The sequence below is a fragment of the Kitasatospora sp. NPDC058046 genome (assembly GCF_042885595.1).
GTDB lineage: Bacteria > Actinomycetota > Actinomycetes > Streptomycetales > Streptomycetaceae > Kitasatospora.
The window spans coordinates 135,156-157,275 of sequence record NZ_JBHVRS010000015.1; the positions used below are offsets into that span (position 1 = coordinate 135,156).

The 22,120-nt window shown below is 75.2% G+C and carries 9 protein-coding genes; 4 read left to right on the forward strand and 5 right to left on the reverse strand.

Annotated features, from left to right (window positions below):
• Nucleotides 1–105: 105 nt before the first annotated feature.
• Nucleotides 106–816 (reverse strand): phosphotransferase family protein, encoded by a 711-nt coding sequence (locus ACFVU7_RS27635; protein ID WP_388047678.1) that lies wholly within the window; start codon nucleotides 814–816, stop codon nucleotides 106–108.
• Nucleotides 813–1,343 (reverse strand): GNAT family N-acetyltransferase, encoded by a 531-nt coding sequence (locus ACFVU7_RS27640; RefSeq protein ID WP_388047679.1) that lies wholly within the window; start codon nucleotides 1,341–1,343, stop codon nucleotides 813–815. The genes ACFVU7_RS27635 and ACFVU7_RS27640 overlap by 4 nt, the downstream gene beginning before the upstream one ends.
• Nucleotides 1,344–1,612: 269 nt before the next feature.
• Here ACFVU7_RS27640 and ACFVU7_RS27645 point away from each other — a divergent pair, with 269 nt between their 5' ends.
• Nucleotides 1,613–2,860: a hypothetical protein gene (locus ACFVU7_RS27645; protein WP_388047681.1), complete on the forward strand. Its 1,248-nt coding sequence runs from the start codon at nucleotides 1,613–1,615 to the stop codon at nucleotides 2,858–2,860.
• 357 nt (nucleotides 2,861–3,217) lie between these two features.
• Here ACFVU7_RS27645 and ACFVU7_RS27650 read toward each other — a convergent pair whose 3' ends face one another.
• Nucleotides 3,218–4,534 (reverse strand): helix-turn-helix domain-containing protein, encoded by a 1,317-nt coding sequence (locus ACFVU7_RS27650; protein ID WP_388047683.1) that lies wholly within the window; start codon nucleotides 4,532–4,534, stop codon nucleotides 3,218–3,220.
• A gap of 260 nt (nucleotides 4,535–4,794) precedes the next feature.
• Here ACFVU7_RS27650 and tgmA point away from each other — a divergent pair, with 260 nt between their 5' ends.
• Genes tgmA through ACFVU7_RS27665 form a run of 3 tightly spaced genes read left to right on the forward strand, consistent with a single transcriptional unit; the run spans nucleotide 4,795 to nucleotide 7,180 of the window.
• Nucleotides 4,795–5,070, forward strand: coding sequence for a putative ATP-grasp-modified RiPP (tgmA, locus tag ACFVU7_RS27655; RefSeq protein WP_117485595.1), 276 nt, complete (start codon nucleotides 4,795–4,797; stop codon nucleotides 5,068–5,070).
• Nucleotides 5,070–6,065, forward strand: a complete 996-nt coding sequence (locus ACFVU7_RS27660; protein WP_388047685.1) for an MvdC/MvdD family ATP grasp protein — start codon at nucleotides 5,070–5,072, stop codon at nucleotides 6,063–6,065. The genes tgmA and ACFVU7_RS27660 overlap by 1 nt, the downstream gene beginning before the upstream one ends.
• On the forward strand, nucleotides 6,062–7,180 hold the full coding sequence (locus ACFVU7_RS27665) for a methyltransferase domain-containing protein (protein ID WP_388047687.1): 1,119 nt from the start codon (nucleotides 6,062–6,064) through the stop codon (nucleotides 7,178–7,180). The genes ACFVU7_RS27660 and ACFVU7_RS27665 overlap by 4 nt, the downstream gene beginning before the upstream one ends.
• A 72-nt stretch (nucleotides 7,181–7,252) precedes the next feature.
• Here the strand turns inward: ACFVU7_RS27665 and ACFVU7_RS27670 are convergent, their stop codons facing one another.
• Nucleotides 7,253–8,746: a condensation domain-containing protein gene (locus ACFVU7_RS27670; protein WP_388047689.1), complete on the reverse strand. Its 1,494-nt coding sequence runs from the start codon at nucleotides 8,744–8,746 to the stop codon at nucleotides 7,253–7,255.
• Nucleotides 8,743–21,933 carry a MupA/Atu3671 family FMN-dependent luciferase-like monooxygenase gene (locus ACFVU7_RS27675; RefSeq protein ID WP_388047690.1) on the reverse strand — a complete coding sequence of 4,397 codons (13,191 nt, stop codon included), beginning with the start codon at nucleotides 21,931–21,933 and terminating at the stop codon, nucleotides 8,743–8,745. Before ACFVU7_RS27675 ends, ACFVU7_RS27670 begins: the two co-directional genes overlap by 4 nt.
• Between the last annotated feature and the right edge of the window lie 187 nt (nucleotides 21,934–22,120).

Sequence of the window (22,120 nt, forward strand, 5' to 3'; positions counted from 1 at the left end):
TGATTGGTCCAGACCGTATCGGACTGGTCGAGGCGTGCGCCAGATCCGTCTCACAGATCGTCACGACCCGCTGTGCGCGCGCCCGGAGCGCCCGCCCCGCCGCCGTCAGGAGGGCGGTCCCGGCTGCTCCGGCCAGCCCGCCGTCAGGCGCCCGCGCTCCTGCCACTGCCGTACCCCCGGCCCGCCCGGGTCGCCCCGGCGGCAGAACTCCTCCAGCCGGGCGCACCGGGCGAGCATGGCGGTCCGGCGCCGCGGCCAGGGCGGCACCGGCTGCCCGTACGCGTCGAAGAGGTGGTTCAGGGCGCCCGCCCGGGCCGGGTGGTGCATGCGGACGATCCACTCGCACCAGGCCAGGTCCTCCACCGGCTCGCCGAGATGGGCGAACTCCCAGTCCAGCAGGCCGGTGACGGCGAAGGTCGCCGGGTCCAGCAGCAGGTTGTTGGGCCCGAAGTCCCCGTGCGCCAGCACCGAACCCGGGGGCGCCGGACCGTCGCCGGCCACGCCGGGGTCGACAGCCTGGAGCCGTCGCAGCACCCGCCCGCAGGCGGCCAGGACCTGCGCGCCGTGCCCGGCGTCCAGCAGGTCCTGCGCGGGCACTCCGGGAAGGTGGCCGAGCGTGATGGCGCCCGGCTCGGTACCGAGCACCGGGGGAACCGGCAGCAGCCCGTGCAGCAGGGTCAGCAGCCGGTGCTCGCGCCGGCGCCGCTCCTCGGCGTCCGGCCCCTCGTACCGTTTCACGACGACCGTGCCATCGCCCGCGGTGCGGTTGGTGTAGCCGTGGGGGAGGGGCCGCAGCCCGGACGGGCCGTCGCTCACCCCTGCCACTCCTCGGCCAGCAGCCCGAGTACCAGCTGGTCCACGAACTCCCCGTACGCCCAGGCGGCTTGGCGCAGCCGCCCCTCGACGGTGAAGCCGGCCGTGGCGGCGGCCCGGAGCATCGGGGTGTTGTCCGCCAGGGTCTCCAGTTGGAGGCGGCGCAGGCCGAGCACCGGGAAGGCGTAGTGGCAGAGCACCCGCAGGACGTCCGGGGCGAGCCCGCGCCCCCGGTGGCCCGGCAGCAGGGCGAGGCCCAGGTGGGCGCTGCGGTTGTGGGCGTCGATGCCCCACAGCAGGGCCTCACCGGCCAGCTCCCCGGAGGCCGTCTCGACCACGGAGAAGCAGGCGGCCTCGTCGGACGGCCCGGGAACGACGTACGGGGAGTCCGCCGAGCCGGGCGGGATGGGCCGCCAGGGCCGGGTGTCGGCCCGGGCGCGGGTCGCCACGTCGTCGTACAACTCGGCCAGGAGGACCGGGAGGTCGGCGTCGTGACGGGCCCGGAGGGTGATGCGGCTGCCTTGTAACATGTCACATGTTTACCATCGGCGGGACTGTCGCATCCAACGGGTTTTGCGGTGCCGACCGGGTTGCCGGGGCCGGAAACCCCCTCCGGGATCGCGAGGCCGGGCCGACGGCCGGTCAGGTGGACCGAGCGGTGGGGGCCGCCAACTCCCGTTCCCTCGGGACGGGTTGATGATTCCCAATCGACGGTGGCGTGCTCCCGCCCCGCATGGTTCACCCGGACGGCGCCGTGTGTTGTCCCTCGGGAGGAACGCGGCTCGATTACAAGGTTTGTATGAGAAACATCCACTACGGAACCGGTGGAATCGCCGCCTCGGCCGCCCTGGCGGCCCTTCTCGTCTGCGCCCCGCACCAGGCGTCTGCGGCCCCCGGAATCCACACGTTCGACTACAAGGGCGCGCCCGAGCAGTACGTCGTCCCCGAAGGGATCTGCGAGCTGGTGGTGCGGGCCTCCGGCGGTGCGGGAGGGGACGCCGTCTACGGGTCGCCCGGCGGGAAGGGCGGTCAGGTCCGAGCCACGGTCCAGGTCACGAGCGGTCAGGTGCTGACCGTCGACGTGGGGCAGGCGGGCAGCGGAGGAGACCTCTCCGTCCCCGGCAGCCTGGCCTACGGCGGGTACGGCGGCGGCGGCCAGGGCGGCTCCTCCAACACGGAGCACCGGCCCGGCAACGGCGCCATCGGTGCCGGCGGCGGAGGCGCCACCACCGTGACGACGGGTGGCAGCGCGCTGATCATCGCGGGTGGCGGCGGCGGAGGTGCCGGCAGTTTCACCAACGACGGAACCGCGTCCGGCGGCGCCGGCGGGCAGGCCGGAACCGACGGGGCCGACACCGGGCAGAGCGCGGCGGGCAAGGGCGGCAAGTCCGGCGGAAGCGGGGGAGCGGGTGGCGCGGGTGGAACCGCCACAACCGAGTTCGACCGCGACGGCTTCGCGGGCGGCAGCGCCACCGGCACCAAGGGCGGCGACGCGGCCGTCAACATCGGCGACCCCCACATGGGCGCCGGCGGCGGAGGCGGCGGCGGGGCCCACGGGGGCGGCGCCGGCGGCTCCTCCACGGCGACCACGCTCGACGGCGGCGGGGGAGGCGGCGGCTCCAGCCTCGGCCCGGCCGCCGCGACCTTCACCACCGGAGCGCGCAGCGGCAACGGGGAGGTCGTGATCGAGGAGGTCGCCTGCGCCTCCCCCTCGCCGTCCCCGTCCTCGTCCTCGTCCTCGTCCTCCTCGCCCTCCCCCTCGCCGTCCCCGACTACCTCTCCCACCCACTCGCCGTCCCCGACGGCTTCTCCCACCCACTCGGCGTCCCCGACGACCGGTCCGAGCCACTCGGCGTCCCACGGCCCGTCGCCCACGGGCGGCCCGAGCCACCACCACTCGCCCGGTCCGGTGCCCGGCCACGGTGGGGGCCAGCTCCCCGAGACCGGGAGCGGCACACCGGCCCTGCTGATGAGCGCCCTGCTCTGCGTGGGCGCCGGTGTCGCCGTGTTCCGTCTCGCCCGCCGGAACGGCCGCCGACGCTCCTGACGCCGGCGTGGCCCACGGAGCCCACCCGCTGCATGGGAAGTCGGCCGGTCCGACTTCCCATGCAGCGGAAGCCCGTTGTGCTGATAGCGGTCCTCCGCGTCCGTCGCCTCAGGTCGTCGGGCCGAGGCCCTCTGGGAGGGCGACGGCCTCATCCGGCGCCCCGGTGCGCGCGACCGGCTCGCCGCGGGTCCGACGCCTGTGGCCTCGTCGCGTGTTCGCCTCGATCATCGCGACTGGATCCCCTTGCTCAAGTCTGCTCGTCGAACCGGAAGTTCCAGATCTCTTCCAGTTGGCTATCCGATCTCCCTGCGCGATGGGGTCGGTTGTCACCTTCCGGGGTTGGGGCTGCGCCTCGGGTCACACGCCGGTCGTGATCCCCACCGCCTCGGCGAGCTCCAACGTCTCCGCTCGCATCGCGCGCGGCGACTTCCGCCACAACTCGGCCGCGACCGAACGAGCCTGGGGTGTGAACCGGACCGTCTCCGGGCTGATCCGCAGCGCGATCCCCATCACGTGCAGCGCGGCGGTCCGGTCGCCCCGATGCATGTGCGACCGGGCCGCATCCACCCACAGCCTGGTTCGGCGCTCCGTCGACGGGATCGAGTCCGGGTCGATCTCGTCCGCCAGCGACAGTGCCTTGCCTGAGCTCCGCAGCTCGGTGGAGATGCTGACCGCGTGAAGGTCGACGTTCGCCCGCCCGAACACCGTCGACAGCTCGGTGTACCCGGCCGGCAGTGACTTCGCGACCTTGTCGGCCGTGTCCCAGTGGTTCCACGCCATCCCGTCCCGGCCGTCCCGCGCCTCGGTGATCGCCGCGTGCAGGTGCAGCGCCCCGTACAGGCCCCGCCAGTGCTGCGGTCCGTCGGCGAGGTGCGGGCGCAGCCGGTCGGCTGCCGTGGTCACCATCAGCATGGCGCCTTCGTGCTCACCGACGGCGCGCATGGTGTTCGCGAGGTTCCATGCGGCGGCGCCCATGGCGGCCGGGTCGTCGGCGTCGGCGGCGGCTGCCATGGCACGGTCGCCGAGCATCCACACGGCCTCTGCCGGGCCGATGTACGCAATCACCTGCTGCGCGAGCCGGTACGCGGAGGCGAGCCCCACCAGTGCGGTGCGGCGGTCGTCGCCGCCGGCCGAGCGGGCCAGCGCCTCCCCGTGCCGGATCAGGTCCGGGGCGATGTTCCCGACGGCGGTCCGGTTGTTCGCCGCCTGGTGCCACAGGCGCCACCCGGCGTCGACATCGGCGGCGTAGGTCGCGGAGGTCATCCCCGCCGGGACCGGTGCCGGCGGCCGGGTTCCGCGTTCGAGGAGGGTCGACCAGATGGCTGTCGACGCGGGGTGGAACAGCCGGCCGGTGCTGACCGGCTGCGCGGCCCCGGCCGGTCCGGTCAGCACTGACAGATCGGTCACGTCGAGTGCGAACGCAAGTTTGAGCAGTATCGCGTGACTGCTGATCGCGCGTTCTCCGCTCTCGATCTTCTTGAGCCAATCAGTGCTGCGGCCGACCAGGCCGGCGGGCACGGGGCGCGTCATCCCGCGACGCTCGCGCATGATGCGGATGCGCTCACCGGGGGTGAGTTCCTCGGGCAGATCGGACATGTGCATCTCCTCGGCTGGGCGCCGCCACCGGGAAATTGCCTCAACCGGACGAACACCCGGTGGCGACAGCCGTTCCACGGTAGGGCGGCGGGCAGTTGGGGCACCAGGCTCCGCTGCGGGTGAACGCCGGTACACGGTGGGTGAGGGGGACAGGGTGTCCCCCTCACCCACGAGTCGTCACCGTACGATTTCGTTGCGTCACTCAGAGCAGTGCGGATGTTGTCCGCAGGGAGGGGAGCCCGGTCCACGGACAGGCGTCCCGTGTGCGGCCGTCGGCACCACCACCGATCCTCGCCCCCTGGGAGGACCGGTCCGAACGAGAACGAGGGAGCGCCACCATGTCCGTCCTGACCGACCGACTGCCCACCCTGAACATGGGCATCGACACCGAGCCGTCCGGCCCGCTCGCCACCCGACCGTTCGGGCTCGACGCCGTCACCAACCCCGTGACCGTCATGCCGCTGCCCCACGTCACCGTCGACCCGCACACGCAGCTGTCCCTGATCGACGGTCGCGTGGCCCTGGACATGCCGACCATGGAAGGGTCGGGGTGCCAGACCGAGAGCGACGGCCAGACCGTGATCAGCGTCGACTTCGACCAGAACGACGACTGATGACCCACGGCACCGGGAGCACGCGGGGCGTCCCGCCCCGCGTGCTCGTCATCACCCACGATCTCGACCCCACCGCCGACTACGTCCTGCGTGAGCTCAACGCCCGAGGCGTTCCGTTCTGGCGCACCGATGTGGCGGACTTCCCGCAGCGCATCACCATGCGTGCCGAGCTGCGGCCCGACGGCGCGTGGGGCGGCGCCGTCGTCGGGCCCCTGCGAGGGATCGACCTGTCCGAGCTCACCTCCGTGTGGTGGCGCAAGCCCACCACGTTCCGGTTTCCCGACAGCATGTCCGGCCCGGAACAGCGGTTCGCCGCAGGGCAGGCGAAGCGCGGGTTCGTCGGCGTCCTCGGCTCCCTGCCGCAGGTGTTGTGGGTCAACCGTCCCGAGCGCAACGCCGACTGTACGAAGCCCGCACAGCTCACCGCCGCCGCGGAGTCCGGCCTGCAGGTCCCGGCGACCTTGGTGACCAATGACCCCGGCGCGGTGCGGGACTTCGCGGACCGGTGCCGGGGCCGGATCGTCACGAAGGTGCTCGGCGGGATTGTCCACACCGAGAACGGGCAGCGCGGGCAGATCTACACCACCCGCGTTCCCGCCGACCGGTGGGACGACCCGCGGGTGGCCCTCACCGCGCACCTGTACCAGCAGGAGATCACCGACAAGGCTTACGAAGTCCGCGTGACCTGCGTGGCCGGCCGACTGTTCCCCGTCAGGATCGACGCCCCGGACGGCCCCGGGCGGCTCGACTGGCGCACCGACTCCAAGCGCCTCGCATACTCCCCGATCTGCCTCCCCGTGCCCATCCGGACGGGCATCCTGGACATGCTGTGGCGCCTCGGACTCGTCTATGCCGCCGTCGACCTGATCGTGGACCAGGTCGGAACGCACTGGCTGGTCGACGTGAATCCGGGTGGGCAGTGGGCGTGGATCGACTGCACCCGCGATGCCATCACCACCGCCTTGGCCGACCTGCTCCAGAAGGGCACTCTGTGACCACCACCACCGCCGAGCCGACTGCCGACGCCCTGCGTGCCGCACTGGTCGACGCGCTCACCGCCGACGGCTCCCTGGCCGACCCCGCGTGGCAGCGCGCGTTCCGCGACGTCCCCCGCCACTTGTTCGTGCCGTACTTCTACCGGCAGGGCCCTGACGGCCGGCAGCAGCGGATTGCCGGCGACGACCCCGACCACGCCGCCGGGTGGCTGCGGGCCGTCTACGCGAACCGGCCCCTCGTCACCCACCTGATCGGCGGGAACGCCGCGTCGTCGTCCACACAACCGTCGCTGATGGCCGCGATGCTGCAGGCGCTCGGCGACGATGTCGACGGCCCGGTGAAGGAGATCGGTACCGGCACCGGTTACAACGCCGCACTGCTCGCCCACCGCTACGGCTCCGATCGGGTCGTGACCGTCGACGTCGACCCGGACGTGACGGCCGAGGCCCGGCGCCGGCTCGACTCGACGCCCTATCGGCCGACCGTGGTCACCGCCGACGGGGCCACCCTCACCGATGCGGGTGGCCCGTTCGGCGCGATCATCGCCACCTGCGGGCTCGACCACATTCCGACGACGTGGCTGCAGGCGCTCGCGGGGGGCGGTGTGATCGTCGCTCCGCTCGGCGCGGGCGTCGTCCGCGCGGAGAAGAGCGGTGCCACCGAGGCCGGCGGCCGGTTCCTGCCGACCGGCGCCTACTTCATTCCGTTGCGCACGGTCGGGGGCAGCGGCGTCATCCGCCGCCCGGCCCTGCCCGCTGTCGGCGCACGCCCGTCGGAACTCGGCCCCGACGTCGTCGTGGACGAGCACTTCCGGTTCCTGGTGAGCATCGCCCTCGGCCCGCTCGGATGGAACTACGACCTGAACGACGGGCGGCCGGTCGGCGCCTGCCTGTGGGACGGCGCGGGATCGATCGCAGAGCTGCGGCCCGACGGCTCCGTGGCCGAGGCCGGGCCGCGCCTCCTATGGTCCGAGCTCGAAGCAGCCCACCGCCTGTACGCCGCGAACGGCCGCCCGGCCCGCGAGCGTTACGGGTTCAGCATCACCAGCAGCGGGCAGCGGGTGTGGCTCGACCGGCCCGACGGGCCGTACTGGCCGCTGAACCCGGGGTGCTGACTGGCATTCCCCGAACGCCCGGAGGCCCCGGTGGGCGGTACGCCGCCCACCGGGGCCTCCGGGCCCGTCGGGTCACCCGAGCGGGACCTCCAACTGCCGGGCCAGGTCCGCGACCAGGGCGTCCAGCCAGCCCCGGACGGTGCCCGGGTCGAACAGGTCGGCGTCGTACTCGACCTGCCCGAGGTAGCCGTCGGCGTCCGGGGTGAGCGAGAACGCGCAGTCGGCGCGGGCGGAGTGGCCGGGGATGTCCTCGATCTCGGCGGTCAGGCCGGGGAGGTCGAGGCCGATCGGCGGGGTGCTCTGGACGGCGAGCACGACCTGCGGGTAGCCGACGGGCATGGGGACGCCGCGCTCCCGCAGCGGTTCGACCAGCAGGCCGAACGGCATCAGGGAGTGGTCGAGGGCGGAGGCGATCGCCTCGGCGGCGTGGTCCACCAGGGCCCCGAAGCCGCTCTCGCTCCGGGTGGGCACCAGGATCGGCATGCTGCTGGTGAGCAGGCCGACCACCCGTTCGTCGGCCGGCCGCCTGCGGTTGGCGTTGGAGAGCAGGATCAGCGTCTCCGACGCGCCGCTGAGCGAGCCGAGCAGCCGGGCGAAGGCGGCGACGACGACGGCCGAGGCGGTGGTGGAACGGGCGGCGGCGTAGCGCCCGACCGCCTCGGCCACCGCCGCCGGGACCCGGAACTCGGCCGTCTCGCCGAGCCCGGAGCGCTGCTCGGGACGCGGCCGGTCGGTGGGCAGGTCCGCCGCGAGCGAGGCGCCGCCGAGGACCTCGGCCCAGTGGTCGGCGGCCGCCGCCATGGAGGCCCGGTTGACCACCGTCCGCTCCCAGCAGGCGTGGTCGGTCATCCGGCCGGCCTCCCCGGGCAGCGGCCCGCCCGTACGGTAGAGCGCGCTCAGGTCGGCCAGGACGGTGGCCAGCGACCAGCCGTCCACCGCGATGTGGTGGATGGTCAGCAGCAGCACCCACTCCTCCGCCGCCGGGCGCAGCAGCCGGGCGCGCAGCAGCGGGGGCGCGGTCAGGTCGAACGGGCGGGCGACCTCGGCCTCCAGGGCCGCGGCGAGGGCCGCGTCCCGTTCGGCGGGCGCGAGCCCGCGCAGGTCGTCGACCGGGACGTCCAGCGGGGTGTTCGGGAGCACCTGCTGGAGCCCCCCGAGCTCGGTCTCCAGGAACCGGGTCCGCAGGCTCTCGTGCCGCTCGGTCACCGCCGTCAGCGCGGCGGCCAGCCGCTCGGGCTCCAGCGGCCCGCGCAGGGTGATCCGGTGGGTGATGTTCCACACCGCCGGATCGGCCGCCGCGCGGTGGGCCTTGCGCAGCCGCCACTGGGTCACCCCGGCGGGGGCGGCGGACAGCGCCGCCCCATCGCCGGTGAGGGTGGTCAGCAGCCGGTCGCGGTGGGCCCGGACGAGGCCGGTGACCTCCTCGTCCATCGCCCCCGCGGGGGCCAGGTAGCCGAGCTTCTCACCGGTGGTGCGCAGCACGATCTCGCGCTCGTCGAGCAGCTTGAGGAGCCGCGCCCACCCTTCGTCCGTCTCCTCCGCCGTGCTCATGTCCGGTGTGCTCACAGGGTGCCCTCCTCGAAGGCCGGGGCCGGGGCCTGCTCGGCGGCCGGCTGGTGGGCGGCCATCGCGCGGATGGTCGGGCGGCGGAAGAAGTCCAGGACGCCGATCCGCACGCCGGTCTCCTCGCGGACCCGGTTCAGCAGCCGGGTGGCGGCCAGGGAGTGCCCGCCGAGGTCGAAGAAGGAGGTCTCCACCCCGGCGGGGCGGCCGAGCTCCTCCTCCCAGAGCTGCTGCAGCGTGCGCTCCAGCCCGGTGGCCGGGGCGGCCTGCGGCTCGTCCGCGCCGAGCGGGCGCGGCTCGGGCAGGGCGGCGGTGTCCAGCTTGCCGTGCGGGGTGAACGGCAGGGTGTCGACGGTGGCCCAGAGGCTCGGGACCATGTAGTCGGGCAGCAGGTCGGCCAGGCGGTCGGCGATCCCGGGCAGGTCGGCGGCCGCGCATCCGACGTACCCGGCGAGCACGGTGCCCGCCGGGGTGCGGCGTGCCGTCACGGCGGCGGCGTGCACGCCGGGCAGGCCCAGCAGCACGGTCTCGATCTCGCCCGGCTCGACCCGGTAGCCGCGCACCTTGACCTGGCGGTCGGCCCGGCCGAGGTACTCCAGGCGGCCGTCCGGGCGCCAGCGGCCGAGGTCGCCGGTGCGGTAGCTTCGGCCGTCGGGGGTGTCGGTGAAGACGGCGGCGCTCTCCTCGTCGCGGCCGATGTAGCCGATGCCGACCTGGACGCCGAGGGCGTGGATCTCGCCGACCGCGCCGGGCGGCACCCGGCGTCCGGAGGCGTCGAGCAGCACGATCCGGCTGCCCGGGGTCGGGCGGCCGATCGACGCGTACTCCGGGCCGTCCGGTTCGATCTCACCGGCCGTCAGCGCGTGGGTCTCGGTCGGGCCGTAGTGGTTGACCAGCCGGCAGCCGGGGTTGCGGCCCAGGAAGGCCCGCAGCCCGGGGGTGAGCAGCACCTGCTCGCCGCCTGAGATCAGCTCCCGCAGGTGCGGCACCGGCTCCTCGCCGAGCGCGTCGGCCAGTGCGGCCAGCGGGGTGTACGGCAGGTGGACCCGTTCGGCCCGGGTGGCCCGGACGACGGCGGCCAGCGCCGTCACGTCGTAGCGGGTCTCCTCTTCGATCAGCAGCAGGGTGCCGCCGCCGGCCAGCGTGGTGAGGATCTCCTGGACGCTGACGTCGAACCCGCAGGAGGCGTACTGGAGGGTGCGGGCCGCGGGGTGGTCGGCGACGTTCCAGGCCACGAAGTGGGCCAGGGCCAGCGAGTGCATCAGCACGCCCTTGGGGCGGCCGGTGGACCCGGAGGTGTACAGCAGGTACGCGGGCGCCTGCGCCGAGGGGGCGGGCAGCGGGGGCAGCGCGGCGGGGGCGGCGTCGGCCGGGGCGGTGCCGGTGAGCACCGTCGGCACGGTCAGGCCGAGCTCCTTCGGGGCGTCGTCCGTGGTGGTGAGCAGGACGACCGGTGCGCTGTCCTGGACGATCAGCCGGCAGCGCTCGGGGCCCTGCAGGACGTCGACCGGGACGTGGACGGCGCCGAGGCGCAGGATGGCGAGCAGCCCGGCCACCAGGTCCAGCGAGCGGGGGAGCAGCACGCCCACCCGGCTGCCCTCGCGGACGCCGGCCGCGAGCAGCCGGCCGGCCAGGTCCTCGGAGCGGGCCAGCAGCGTCCGGTAGTCCGTCTCGCTGCCGTCGGCGGCGACCACCGCGGTCTGTTCGGGCCGCTCGGCCGCGGTCGCGGAGATGGTGGCCAGCGGGTGCTCGGGGTCCTGGGCGGCGGCCGGCCCGCACTCCAGGGCGGTGTCGGCGGGCGCCACGGCCAGTTCGGCGAGCGGGCGCTCCGGGTCGGCGACGGCGGCCGTGAGCAGCCGCTCGAAGGCGCCGAGCAGCCGGTCGACGGTGGCCCGGTCGAACAGGGTGTCGGCGTACTCCACGTGGCAGCGGATGCCGTCGGGCAGGCTGGTCAGGAAGAGCGTCAGGTCGAAGGCGGCGCGGTCGGCGACGTGGTCCAGCGGTCGGGCCGTCACCCCGGGCAGGTCCAGCTCGAAGACCATGTGGTTCTCGAACTCGACCATGACCTGGAACAGCGGGTTGCGGCTGGTGTCGCGCTGCGGGTTCAGCTCCTGCACCAGCACCTCGAAGGGCAGCTGCTGGTGCTCGTAGGCGTCCAGCGCGGTGGAGCGGACCCGGCCCAGCGCCTCGGCGAAGGCCGGCTCGCCGGACAGGTCCAGGCGCAGCGCCAGCGTGTTGACGAAGAACCCGACCAGGTCCTCGGTGCCCTCGGCCCGGTTGGCCACCGGGGTGCCCAGCACGATCTCGTCCTGGCCGGCGTAGCGCTGCAGGACGCCGGCGAAGCCGGTCAGCAGCACCATGAACAGGGTCGAGCGCTTGGAACGGGCCAACTCCCGCAGGCCGTCGGAGAGTTCGGCGGGCAGGTGGTGGACGAAGGAGCGGCCGCGACCGTCCGGCACCGCGGGGCGCGGCCGGTCGGTGGGCAGGGCCAGCACCGGCAGGTCGCCGCCGCCGAACACCTTGCGCCAGTGGGCGAGGCTCTCGTCGTACTCGCCCTCGGCGACCCGGGCCCGCTCCCGGGCGGCCTCGGCGGCCGGACCGGTGGTCAGTACCGGCAGGTGGGCGGCCCGGCCCTCCTGGGCGGCCAGGTACAGCTCGCCCAGCTCGCGGGTGATCACCACGGTGGACAGGGTGTCGATCACGATGTGGTGCATCGACAGGACCAGCACGTGCCGCTCGGCCGCCTGCTCCAGCAGCAGGGCCCGGAACAGCGGGCCCTCGGCCAGGTCGAAGCGGTGCGCGCCCTCGGCGGCGACCAGGTCGGCGACGGCGTCCTCGGCGGCCGGGTCGGCCGTGATCCGCTGAAGGACCGGGCCGGCGGGCGGCGCCAGCACCTGCTGGAACGGTTCGCCGTCCTGCTCCCGGAAGACGGTGCGCAGCGCCACGTGGCGTTCGACCAGCCGGCGCAGCGCGGTGTCCAGTGCCTGGGGGTCGAGCGGGCCGTCCAGGGCGATCGCCTTGACCTCGTTGTACTGGCCGCCGTCGGGCAGCATCCGGTGCAGGAACCACATCCGCTGCTGGGCGTACGACAGTTGGGCGCCGCGCAGGGTGTCCCGGCGCAGGACGTCGAGCTGCGGCAGCCCGGTCGCCACCAGTTCGGGGGAGAGCCCGAAGTCCACGAAGGCGGCGATCTCGTCGGCGCCGGCCGCCCGCAGCTCGGACAGCACCCCCTGGACGCTCTCCGGCGTGCCGATCAGCGCGCGGGAGGCGCAGTACCGCTCGTACGCGCGCTCCAGCACGTACTCCAGGTCCTCCTCGCGGGCGTTCGCGAAGTCCAGGGTCAGGCCCAGGCTGTTGGCCATCTGCCCGAACAGCGAGAGTGAGGAGCGCAGGTAGTGGCAGAACGGCCGGTAGGCCTGCTCGCGCGCGGTCGCCAGGTCGGTGCCCAGGTAGGTGTGCACCAGCACGACCACCCGGCCGGCCTCGGGGTCGAGGCCGTGCTCGGCGCGGGTGCGCCGGTAGACGGCGATGTTCTCGGCCAGCTGGGCGACGTCCTGGGTCATCAGGTTGGTGATGACGCCGAGGTCGTGCCGGGCCGCCTCGCGGAAGCTGTCCGGGTTGCCGACGATCGCGGTGAACATCGGCGGCAGGTCCTGCAGCGGGCGCGGGTGGAGGGTCACCTCGATCGGCTCACCGTTGCCGTTGCGGCCCTGGTACGGCTCGCCGCGCCACAGCGACCGGACGGTGTCGATCTGCCGGTGCATCAGCTCCTTGTGGCTGCCGTAGCGCTCGGGGAAGAACAGGAAGTCGTTGGGGTGCCAGCCGCTCGCGCACCCCAGGCCGACCCGGCCGCCGGACAGGTTGTCGACCACCGACCACTCCTCGGCCACCCGCACCGGGTGGTGCAGCGGCAGCACGGCGCAGCCCGCGTTCAGCCGGATCCGGTTGGTCTCCCGGGCCAGGGCGGCGGCCAGCACCGACGGGTTGGGGAAGATGCCGCCGAAGGAGTGGAAGTGGCGCTCCGGCAGCCAGACGGAGTGGAAGTCGTGCCGGTCGGCGAAGCGGGCGCTCTCCAGGACGATGCGGTACTTCTCGTCGTCCGGGGAGTCCAGCGGGTAGTCGCCGAAGAAGTAGAGGCTGAAGTCCACCGGCCGCTGCGGGTCGCTGACCGGCTCGTACGGGAGGGCCGGGGCGGGGGCGCCGCCCACCGTCTCGGCGGGCACGGTCGCGGCGGGCGCCGGGAGTTCGGCGGCCGGCCGCGGGGCCGGCAGGCGGACGCCGGGCGAGGCCGGGAAGAAGCCGCCGCGCCGCAGGTCGCGCAGCGACTCGCGGACCGCGTCGGCCACGAACTCCAGGTCGCCGTCGGTGTGGGCGGTGGAGAGGAAGAAGTTGCGCCACTCCCACACGTAGACCCCGCGGGTCAGCAGGTGCGGGAAGAGCAGCTCCATGTCGGCCCGGGGCTCGAACCGGAAGAGCGAGCCGAAGTGGGCCAGCCGCAGCGGGAACTCCTCCTCCTCGAAGAAGGTGTTCAGGGTGGTGGCCAGCTCGTCGGTGCGGGCGTTCAGCCGCTCCTGGAGGCCGGGGCCGGCCTCCTTGAGGTGGCGCAGCACCGCGCCCGCGGCGGTCATCGCCAGCGGGTGCTGGATGTAGGTGCCGCCGAAGAAGGTGGTGTCCTTGGGCGGGTAGCTGTCGTCCCCGTAGTCCCAGTGGCCGCCGTCGATCCCGTCCATGATGTCGGCCCGTCCGGCGATCGCGCCGATCGGGTAGCCGCCGCCCAGCACCTTGCCGTAGGTGGACATGTCCGGGGTGACGCCCCAGAAGCCCTCGGCGCCGCGCAGGTGCGGGCGGAAGCCGGTGAGCATCTGGTCGAAGACCAGCACGATGCCGAGCCGGGTGGTCAGTTCGCGCAGCGAGCGGACGAAGTCGACGGGCTGGCGGCCGGGGTGGCGGCTCTGCACCGGCTCGACCAGGACGGCGGCGATCCGGTCGCCGTGCTCCTCGATGACCTTGAGGCTCTCCGGGTCGCCGTACCGCAGCACCAGCAGGTCGGCGACCGCGCTGCCCGGGATGCCGATGGACACCGGGACGGTCTCCCGGTCGGCACCGCGGCCCAGCGTCCGGCCCAGGGTCTGGTCGGAGTGGCCGTGGTAGGAGCCCTCGAACATGACGATCTTGTCCCGGCCGGTGTGCGCGCGGGCCAGCCGGATCGCCCCGGCGTTCGCCTCGGTGCCGGAGTTGGCGAAGGCGACCCGCTCGGTGCCGGTCAGCTCGGCCAGCAGCTCGGCGGCCTCGCCGGTCTCCGGGCCGCGCGGGCCCAGCCGCAGGCCCGAGGACAGGTGCTCGCGGACGGCCTCGGAGACGAACTCCGGGTCGTGGCCGAAGAGCAGGACGCCGAAGCCCATGGTGATGTCGACGTACGGGTTGCCGTCGACGTCCTCCAGCCGGGAGCCCCGGGCCCGGCGGGCGGCCAGCGGGTAGAGCATCTCCTTGGTGCCGGAGCGGAAGCCGACCACGGCGCGGCTGTCCGCCAGGGTGCGGCGGTGGCGGCGGGTGATCGCCTTGGAGGCGGTGGTGCGGGCGGTGAAGCGGGCGACCAGCTCGTCCACGTGGGCGCGCTGCTGGTCGGTCAGGCCGCCGGCGGCCATGCCGGACTCGCGGGAGACCGTCACCCGGGGGCCGTGCACCTGCGCGGCGGCCGGGGCCGGGCTCTCGGTGGCGGGTGCCTCGGCGGCGGGAGCGACGGCAGTGGATGCGGCGGCGGGCGTCGGGACCTGCGCGGCGGCCGGTACGGCGGCCGGGGGCAGGGCCGCGGGCACGGGCGCCGGGGGGAGCGCGGGCGCGCCGCCGGCCAGCAGGCCGAGCTGGTCGCGCATCAGGTCGGAGAACTGGCCGAGCAGCGCGAGCTGGCGCTCGATCAGGCCGGTGCCGTCGGTGACCGGGGGCAGTGCGGCGGGGGCCTGCGGGGCGGCGGGCATGGGTGCGGGCGCGGCGGGTACGGGCTGCGGAGCCGGGGCCTGGACGAGCGGCGCCTGGGCGGCCGGTGCTTGTACAACCGGGGCCTGAACGGCCGGGGCCGGGGCGGCCTGGACGACCGGGGCGGGAGCCGCCACCGGCGCTGCCACCGGCTCGGGCACCGCCACGGGCTCCGGCTCGGCGGCCGGCAGCAGCGTGGCCAGCACGGCCGGCTCCAGCCGGGAGGCGATCAGCCCGGCCAGCCGGGCCGGGGTGTCGGCGTCCTCGAACAGCTCGCGCATCGACACCCGCACCCGGAACGCGCGCTCCAGGTCCCGGATCATGTTGATCATCGACAGCGAGTCGGCGCCCAGGTCGAAGAAGGGCTCGTCCGTGCCGACCGAGGCCTCGTCGTAGCCGAGCTGGCGGGCCGTCTGCTCGACGACCTCCCGCAGCACGGCCTGCCCGGCCAGCTCCTCGGGGCTCGGCGTCGGTGAAGCAGCGGGTGTAGCAGCAGGTGAGGCGGCGAGTGCGGCGGCCGGTTCAGCGGCCGGAGCGGTCTGCTGGGGTGGGTCCTGGCGCATGGCGGGGTCCTCGGTGGTCGGCCGGTCGGGGGCGGTGAACCAGTGGCGGCGGCGTTGGAAGACGGTGGTGGGCAGCGGGACGCGGCGGGCCGGTCCGTCCGGCCAGTCCCGGGCGGCGGCGAAGCCGGCCCAGTCGAGCGGGACGCCGTACGACCAGAGCGCGGCCGCGGCGGCGTCGAACTGCTGCTCCGGGGAGGCGCCGCGCCGGCCGCCGGCGACGAAGTGGCGCTCCGGCAGCTCCCGGCGGCCCATGCCGGTCAGCGTCGGGTGCGGGCCGATCTCCAGGAAGAGCTCGTGGCCCTGCCCGTCCAGTGCGGCGAGGACCTGGTCGAACCGGGCGGTCTCCCGGGTCTGCCGGAGGAAGTACTCGGGCGTCGGGACGGTCCCGGGGGCCAGCACCTCGCCGCCGAGGTTGCTGACCAGCGGCACGGCCAGCGGCCGCAGGCGCAGCCGGGCCAGCTGGTCGCGGAAGGGGTCGAGCATCGGGTCGAGCAGGCGGGAGTGGAACGCCCGGTCGCTGGCCAGCCGTTCGGTGGTCACCCCGTCGGCGGCCAGCACGGCCTCGGCGGCGGCGATCTCGCGGGGCGGTCCGGCCAGCACGCACTGGCCCCGGCCGTTGACCACGGCCAGGTCCACGCCGGGCAGCCAGTCGCCGAGCCCGGCCAGCCGGTCCAGGCCGGCCGAGACCACCGTCATGGCGCCCGGTTCGGTCAGCCGGTGCATCAGCCGGCCGCGCAGCGCGGTCAGGAACATCCCGTCGGCCAGGTCGAGCGCGCCGGCCGCGTGGAAGGCCGCGTACTCCCCGGCGCTGTGCCCGGCGACGGCGGCGGGACGGAGCCCGAGCTCCTGCCAGAGCCGCAGGTAGGCCGCCTGGAGGGCGAACAGCGCGGGCTGCGCCGCCTCGGTGGTCCAGCTGTCCTCGGTGCCCTGCGGCGCGGGGTCGAGCAGCAGCGGCAGCAGCGGCTCGCCCCAGTTCTCGCGGTGCAGCCGGTCGCACTCGTCCAGGACGGCGCGGAAGGCCGGGAAGGCCCGGTACAGCTCGGCGGCCATGCCCCGGTACTGGGCGCCCTGGCCGGTGAAGAGCAGCACCGGCAGGACCTCGCCGCGCCCCACCTCGCGGTGGGCCGCGCCGGCGGTGGTCCGGCCCGCCAGGAAGGCGTCCAGGCCCTTGCGCAGGGCGGCCGGGTCGGGGCCGGTGACGGCCAGCCGGTGGCGCAGCGCGCGCCGACCGGCGCCGAGGGTGAGCGGCAGGTCGCCGGGCGCGAGGGCGGGTTCGGCGTCCAGCCGGTCGCGGAGCAGCCCGGCCAGTTCGGTCAGGCCCTGGGCGGTGCGGGCGGACAGCGGCAGCACGGTCGGCGCCGGTCGCGGTTCGACGGCCGGGGCCGCGGGCGCCTGCTCCAGCACGAGGTGGGCGTTGGTGCCGCCGACGCCCAGCGCGCTGACGCCGGCCCGGCGCGGGGTGGGGCCGTCCGGCCAGTCGCGGCGCTCGGCGGCGAGCCGGAACGGGCTGTCGGCCAGTTCCAGCGCGGGGTTGGGGCTGGTGAAGTTCACCAGCGGGGGGATGGTGCCGTGCCGCAGCACCAGCAGGGCCTTGATCAGGCCCGCCATCCCGGCGCAGGTGTCCAGGTGGCCGATGTTGGGCTTGACCGAGCCGAGCGAGCAGAACCCGGCGGCCTCGGTGCGGGCGCGGAACGCCTGGGCCAGTGCCCGGAACTCGATCGGGTCGCCGAGCGGGGTGCCGGTGCCGTGGGCCTCGATGTAGCCGATGCTGTCGGCCGGCACGCCCGCCAGGTCCAGGGCCCGGCCGACCACGGCCGCCTGCCCGTCGACGCTGGGCGCGGTGTAGCCGACCTTCCGGCCGCCGTCGTTGTTGACGGCCGAGCCGAGGATCACCCCGTGCACGGTGTCGCCGTCGGCCAGCGCCCGGTCGAGGCGCTTGAGCAGCACGGCGGCGACGCCGTTGCCGCCGACGGTGCCGCCCGCGTCGGCGTCGAAGGCCCGGCAGGCGCCGTCGGGGGAGAGGATCGACCCCTCCTCGTAGCGGTAGCCGGCCGCCTGCGGGATGTGCAGGGCGGCGGCCCCGGCCAGGGCCAGTTCGCAGTCACCGGAGAGCAGCGACTGGACGGCCAGGTGCACCGCGACCAGCGAGGTGGAGCAGGCCGTCTGCACGCCGATCGCCGGGCCGGTGAGGCCCAGCCGGTAGGCGACCCGGGTGGCGGCGAAGTCGGCCTGGTTGCCGATCGCGGTCTGCAGGGCGGCGACCGGCTCGGACGGGTCGGCGGTGGTGGCCAGGGTGTGCTGGTAGTAGGTGCGCAGCGCGTAGAGGGTCATCCCGGTGCCGGCGAAGACCCCGACCCGGCGCTCCGGGTCCGGCGCGTCGTAGCCGCCGTCCTCCAGGGCCTGGCGGCAGATCTCCAGCAGCAGGCGCTGCTGCGGGTCCATCAGGGCCGCCTCGGTGCCGCTGATGCCGAAGGCCTCGGCGTCGAACTCGTCGGTGCCGGTGAGCGCGCCGGTGACCGGGACGAAGTCGGGGTGGCGGTACTCCTCCGGGCGCAGTCCGGCCGCCGCCAGCTCCTCCTCGGTGAACCGGGTGGTGCTCCGGACGCCCTCGACGATGTTCCGCCAGTACTGCTCGGGGGTGTCGGCGCCCGGCAGGCGCATCGCCAGGCCGACGATCGCCACCCGGCGGTCGTCGCCCGGCCCGGCGACGGGGGCGGCGGCCGCGGTGGTGGGCGTGGCCGGCTCGGCGGACAGGTGGGCGATCAGGGCGTCCACGGTGGGGTGGCGGAACAGCTCGGTGGGCGCCGGGGGCGTGGGCAGCGCGGCGCTGAGCGCGCCGTGCACCCGCATCAACTGGAGGGATCCGATGCCGAGTTCGGCGAGCGGGCGGCCCGGGTCCAGCGGGGTGTCGAGGACGGACTCGAAGGCGTCCAGGACCAGTCGGCGCAGCCCGGACGGGGCGGTGTGCCCGGGGCCGGGTGCCGTGGCGGGCCGGGCGGCCGGCTCGGCGGTGACCGGCGTCGGCGCGGCGGCGGCCACCGGGCGGGGCGCGGTGGCGAGCAGGCGGCGCCGGGCGGCGGGGGAGCTCGGGTCCGGACCGGCGTACCGGTGGCCCGGGGCGCCGGCCAGCAGCAGGGCGGCCAGCCGGCGGCCGTGCGCGGCGCTCAGCACGGCGATGCCCCGGCCGGCGGCGGCCTGCTCGTTCTCGGTGTCGCGGTTCATGCCGACCCCGCTCCACAGGCCCCAGGAGATCGTCCAGGCCGGGGTGCCGGTCTCCCGGCGCAGCCGCTCGACGGTGCTCTCCAGGTAGCGGTTGGCGGCGGCGTACCCGGTGGAGCCGACCGCCTCCTGGAGGCCGATCATCGAGGAGAAGGCGACGAACTGGGCGCCGGGGCGCTGCCGGACCAGCTCGATGAGGTGGTCGGTGCCCTCGGCCTTGGTCCGGACTGCCTCGCGCCAGTCCTCGGTGCCGGTGTCGGCGAGGAGCGTGAGCCGGTAGCCGCCGGCCAGGTGGAGCACGCCGTCCAGCGGTGCCTGCCACTCCCGCTCGGCCTCGGCGAGCACCTCCGCCAGTTGCTGACGGTTCGTCACATCGGCCTGGCGGTAGGTGACCTGACCACCCTGGGCGGCCAGTCGGCGCAGCGCGGCCCGGCGTTCGGCCGCCTCGGCGGTCGGGGCGTCCAGGTCGCTGCGGCCGACGATCAGCAGCCGGGAGCCGTACTCGCGCAGCAGCCCGGGCAGCAGCTCGGCGGCGATCCCACCGAGGCCGCCGGTGACGAGGTAGCGGGCGCCGGGGGTGAGCAGTGAGCAGCCGTCCCCGGCCGGTTCGGGGGCGGCCTCGGCCGGTGCCAGCCGGGGGGCCCAGGGGCGGCCGGCGCGCCAGGCGGACTCGGGCTCGGGGCGGGGGTCGGCGAGCAGGGCGAGCAGCGCGGCGGCCTGCTCCGCGACCGGCGCCCCGCCCGGCAGGTCGAGGTGCCGGGCGGCGGGCACCAGCTGCTCGGCCCGTGCGCCGGCGGTCAGTGCGGCGGTCAACGCGCTTCGGGGGATTGGGAGTTCACCGGGGAGCACGGCGTGCAGCCCGGCGCTGACGGAGACCAGTTCGCGGACCGGGACCCGCGTCGGCAGCGCCCGTAGCAGGGCGAGCAGCGCCTCGTCCGGCGCCTGGTCGGAGGTGTCGGCCGTCGCGCTCCACAGGTAGACCAGCCGGTCGGCGGTCCGGTCGCCGAGGGCCCGCAGCCAGTCCTCGGGGTCGGCGGTCGGTGGGTGGTCCACCACCAGGGCGTTCGGCAGGGCGGCGGACAGGGCCTCGGTGAGGGTGCCGGGGCCGGACGGGCCGAGCAGCAGGATCGTTTCCTCGGCCAGAGAGGCCGCCGAAGAGGCAGGGGACGCCGCCACCGGGCGGGCCTCCCAGCCGAGCTGCCGCACGCAGTCCGGCAGCGTCCGGGAGTTGGCCTCGGCCAGGTCCAACGCGACGATGTGGTCGTCGAGTTCGCCGTCCAGCAGCCTCCCGCGCAGCGCGGTGCGCTGGATCTTGCCGCTGGTGGTGCGCGGGAAGTCGGCCGCCGGGACGGGCAGCACCAGGGCGGGGGCCGGCTGCCGGCGGGCCGCCAGCAGCTGCCGCACCTCGGCGGCGACCGGCGCCGAGGGCGCGTCCGGGTCGCTCTGGACGTAGGCGATCACCAGCTGCTCGGTGCCGGTGCGTTCGTCCGGCACCCCGAAGGCCGCGACGTGCCCGGAGCGCACCCCCGCCACGGAGGCCACCACGTCCTCCAGCTCGTGGCAGAAGTAGTGCACGCCGTTGACGATGATGATCTCCTTGCGACGGCCGGTGAGCACCACCTCGCCGTCGACCAGGAAGGCCAGGTCCCCGGTGTCGAACCAGTCGTCGCCGACGAAGGCCTCCTGGTTGGCCGGCGGGTTGTTCAGGTACCCCGGCGTCACCCGGCCGGAGTGGACCTGGAGTCGGCCGACGCGGAGCTCGGGCAGCGCCCGTCCGGCGTCGTCGGCCACCCGCATCCGGGTGCCGGGCGCGGGCCGGCCCATGCTGAGGAAGGCGGTGCCGCGCTCCGCGGAGGCCGGGTCCGCGGGCTCCAGCCGGCCGGTCAGCGAGTCGGTGCGCACCAGGCGGCGGGCGCCGTCCTCGTCGTAGCGCTTGTAGGTGATCGCCGTGCAGGTCTCGGCCATGCCCCAGGCCAGCAGCACGTGGCCGGGGCGGATGCCGAACGGGGCGGTGGCGGCCAGGAACTCGTCGATCACCGCCTCGGTGCACTGCTCCCCGGCGTTGATCAGCGACTTGACCGAGGACAGGTCCCAGCGGCGGTCCGGCCCGGCGGCCCGGACGGCCTCGGCGACCAGCCGGAAGCCGAAGTTGGGCGACCAGGAGTGCGCCGCCCGGTAGCGCTCCAGCGCGTCCAGCCAGACCAGCGGGTCGGCGAGCACGAGTTCGGTGGGGATCTGCACCTGGTCGGCGGCCAGTACCACGTCGCGCAGGTGGAACATCAGCAGTCCGGCGACGTGGTCCAGGGGCAGCCAGTTGACCGTGCCGTCGCCCGGCTCGGTGCCCTGGGCGACGGCCCCCGCCACGTACTCCAGGATGCCGCGGTGGGTGATCTGCACCGCCTTGGAGCGTCCGGTGCTGCCGGAGGAGAGCTGGAGCATCGCGACGTCGGCGGGGACGGGGGCGTGCTCGGGGGCGGGGCCGTCCGGCAGCCCGCCCTCGGCGGGCCGGTCGACCGCGATCACCCGCAGGCCGGGCGCCGGGTACAGCTCCCCGAGCCGCTCCAGGCCCGCCACCGCGGGCCCGCAGACGAGCACCGGCGGCTCCTCCAGGGTCTGCCAGGCGTGCCAGAGCTTCTCCAGCACGGGGTTGCGCTCGTGGTAGTCCGGCGGGCGGGCGACCGTCACCGGCTGCATCCCGCCCAGGAAGCAGGCCCACAGGGTGGGGAAGTAGTACTCGGGCTCCGGGACCTGGAGGATCACCCGGTCCCCGGCCCGTAGCCCGGCGGCGGCCAGCACGGCGAGGATCTCGCGGGAGCGGCCGAGGAGTTGACGGTACGTGATCCTGGTGGCCTCGCCGCCCGCCCGGATCAGGTGCAGTCCGCGGTCGGGGTGCAGCTCGGCGGCGCGCAGCAGTGCCTCGGGCAGTGTCCGGGGCGCGTCCGGCCCGGGGGCGGGCAGCGGGGCGCCGACGGCCTCCGTCCCGGGGTCCTCGGCGCCGGGGCGCTCGGAGTCGGCCTCCCCGGGGGCGGCCGTGGGCCGCGCCGGGGAGGCGCCGGCCGTCGCCGGGCCCTCCCCGAACGGGCGCCAGCGGTCGGTGAGTTCGCGCAGGTGGCGCAGGGCGGGGCCGGGGGCGGTGGGCGGCCGGGTGAGCGCCGCGGCCAGGGCGGCGGCGTCCGGTTCGCCCTCGGGGGTGCGGACGATGCCGTCCAGGAGGTGTACTTCGGCGCTCGGGTCGGCGTCCAGCAGCGCCGCGGCGGCCCGGCGGCGCAGGGCCTCGGGATCGCCGTCGACGGCGGGGACCAGGTAGGCCAGCAGGCCGGGGCGGCCGTTCTCGTGCTCGACGGGCAGCAGCGCGCAGTCGGCGATCTCGGGGCGTAGCAGCAGCCGGGCTTCCAGGGTGCGCAGCCGGCCGTGGTCGGGACCGGTGGGACTCATGATTTCGGCACCTTTCGGATCGGTGCCGGGGCGCGGGTGTGGGCCGCCCCGGGTCAGGGAGGGGGAGCGGAGGTGAGTGGCGCGTACGGCGCGGGGGCGCCGGGTGTGCGGAGGTGTGCGGGTACGCGGGTGCGCGGAGGTGTCCGCGGACGTGCGGTGGTGTGCGGTGGCGGGTGGAAGTGTGCCG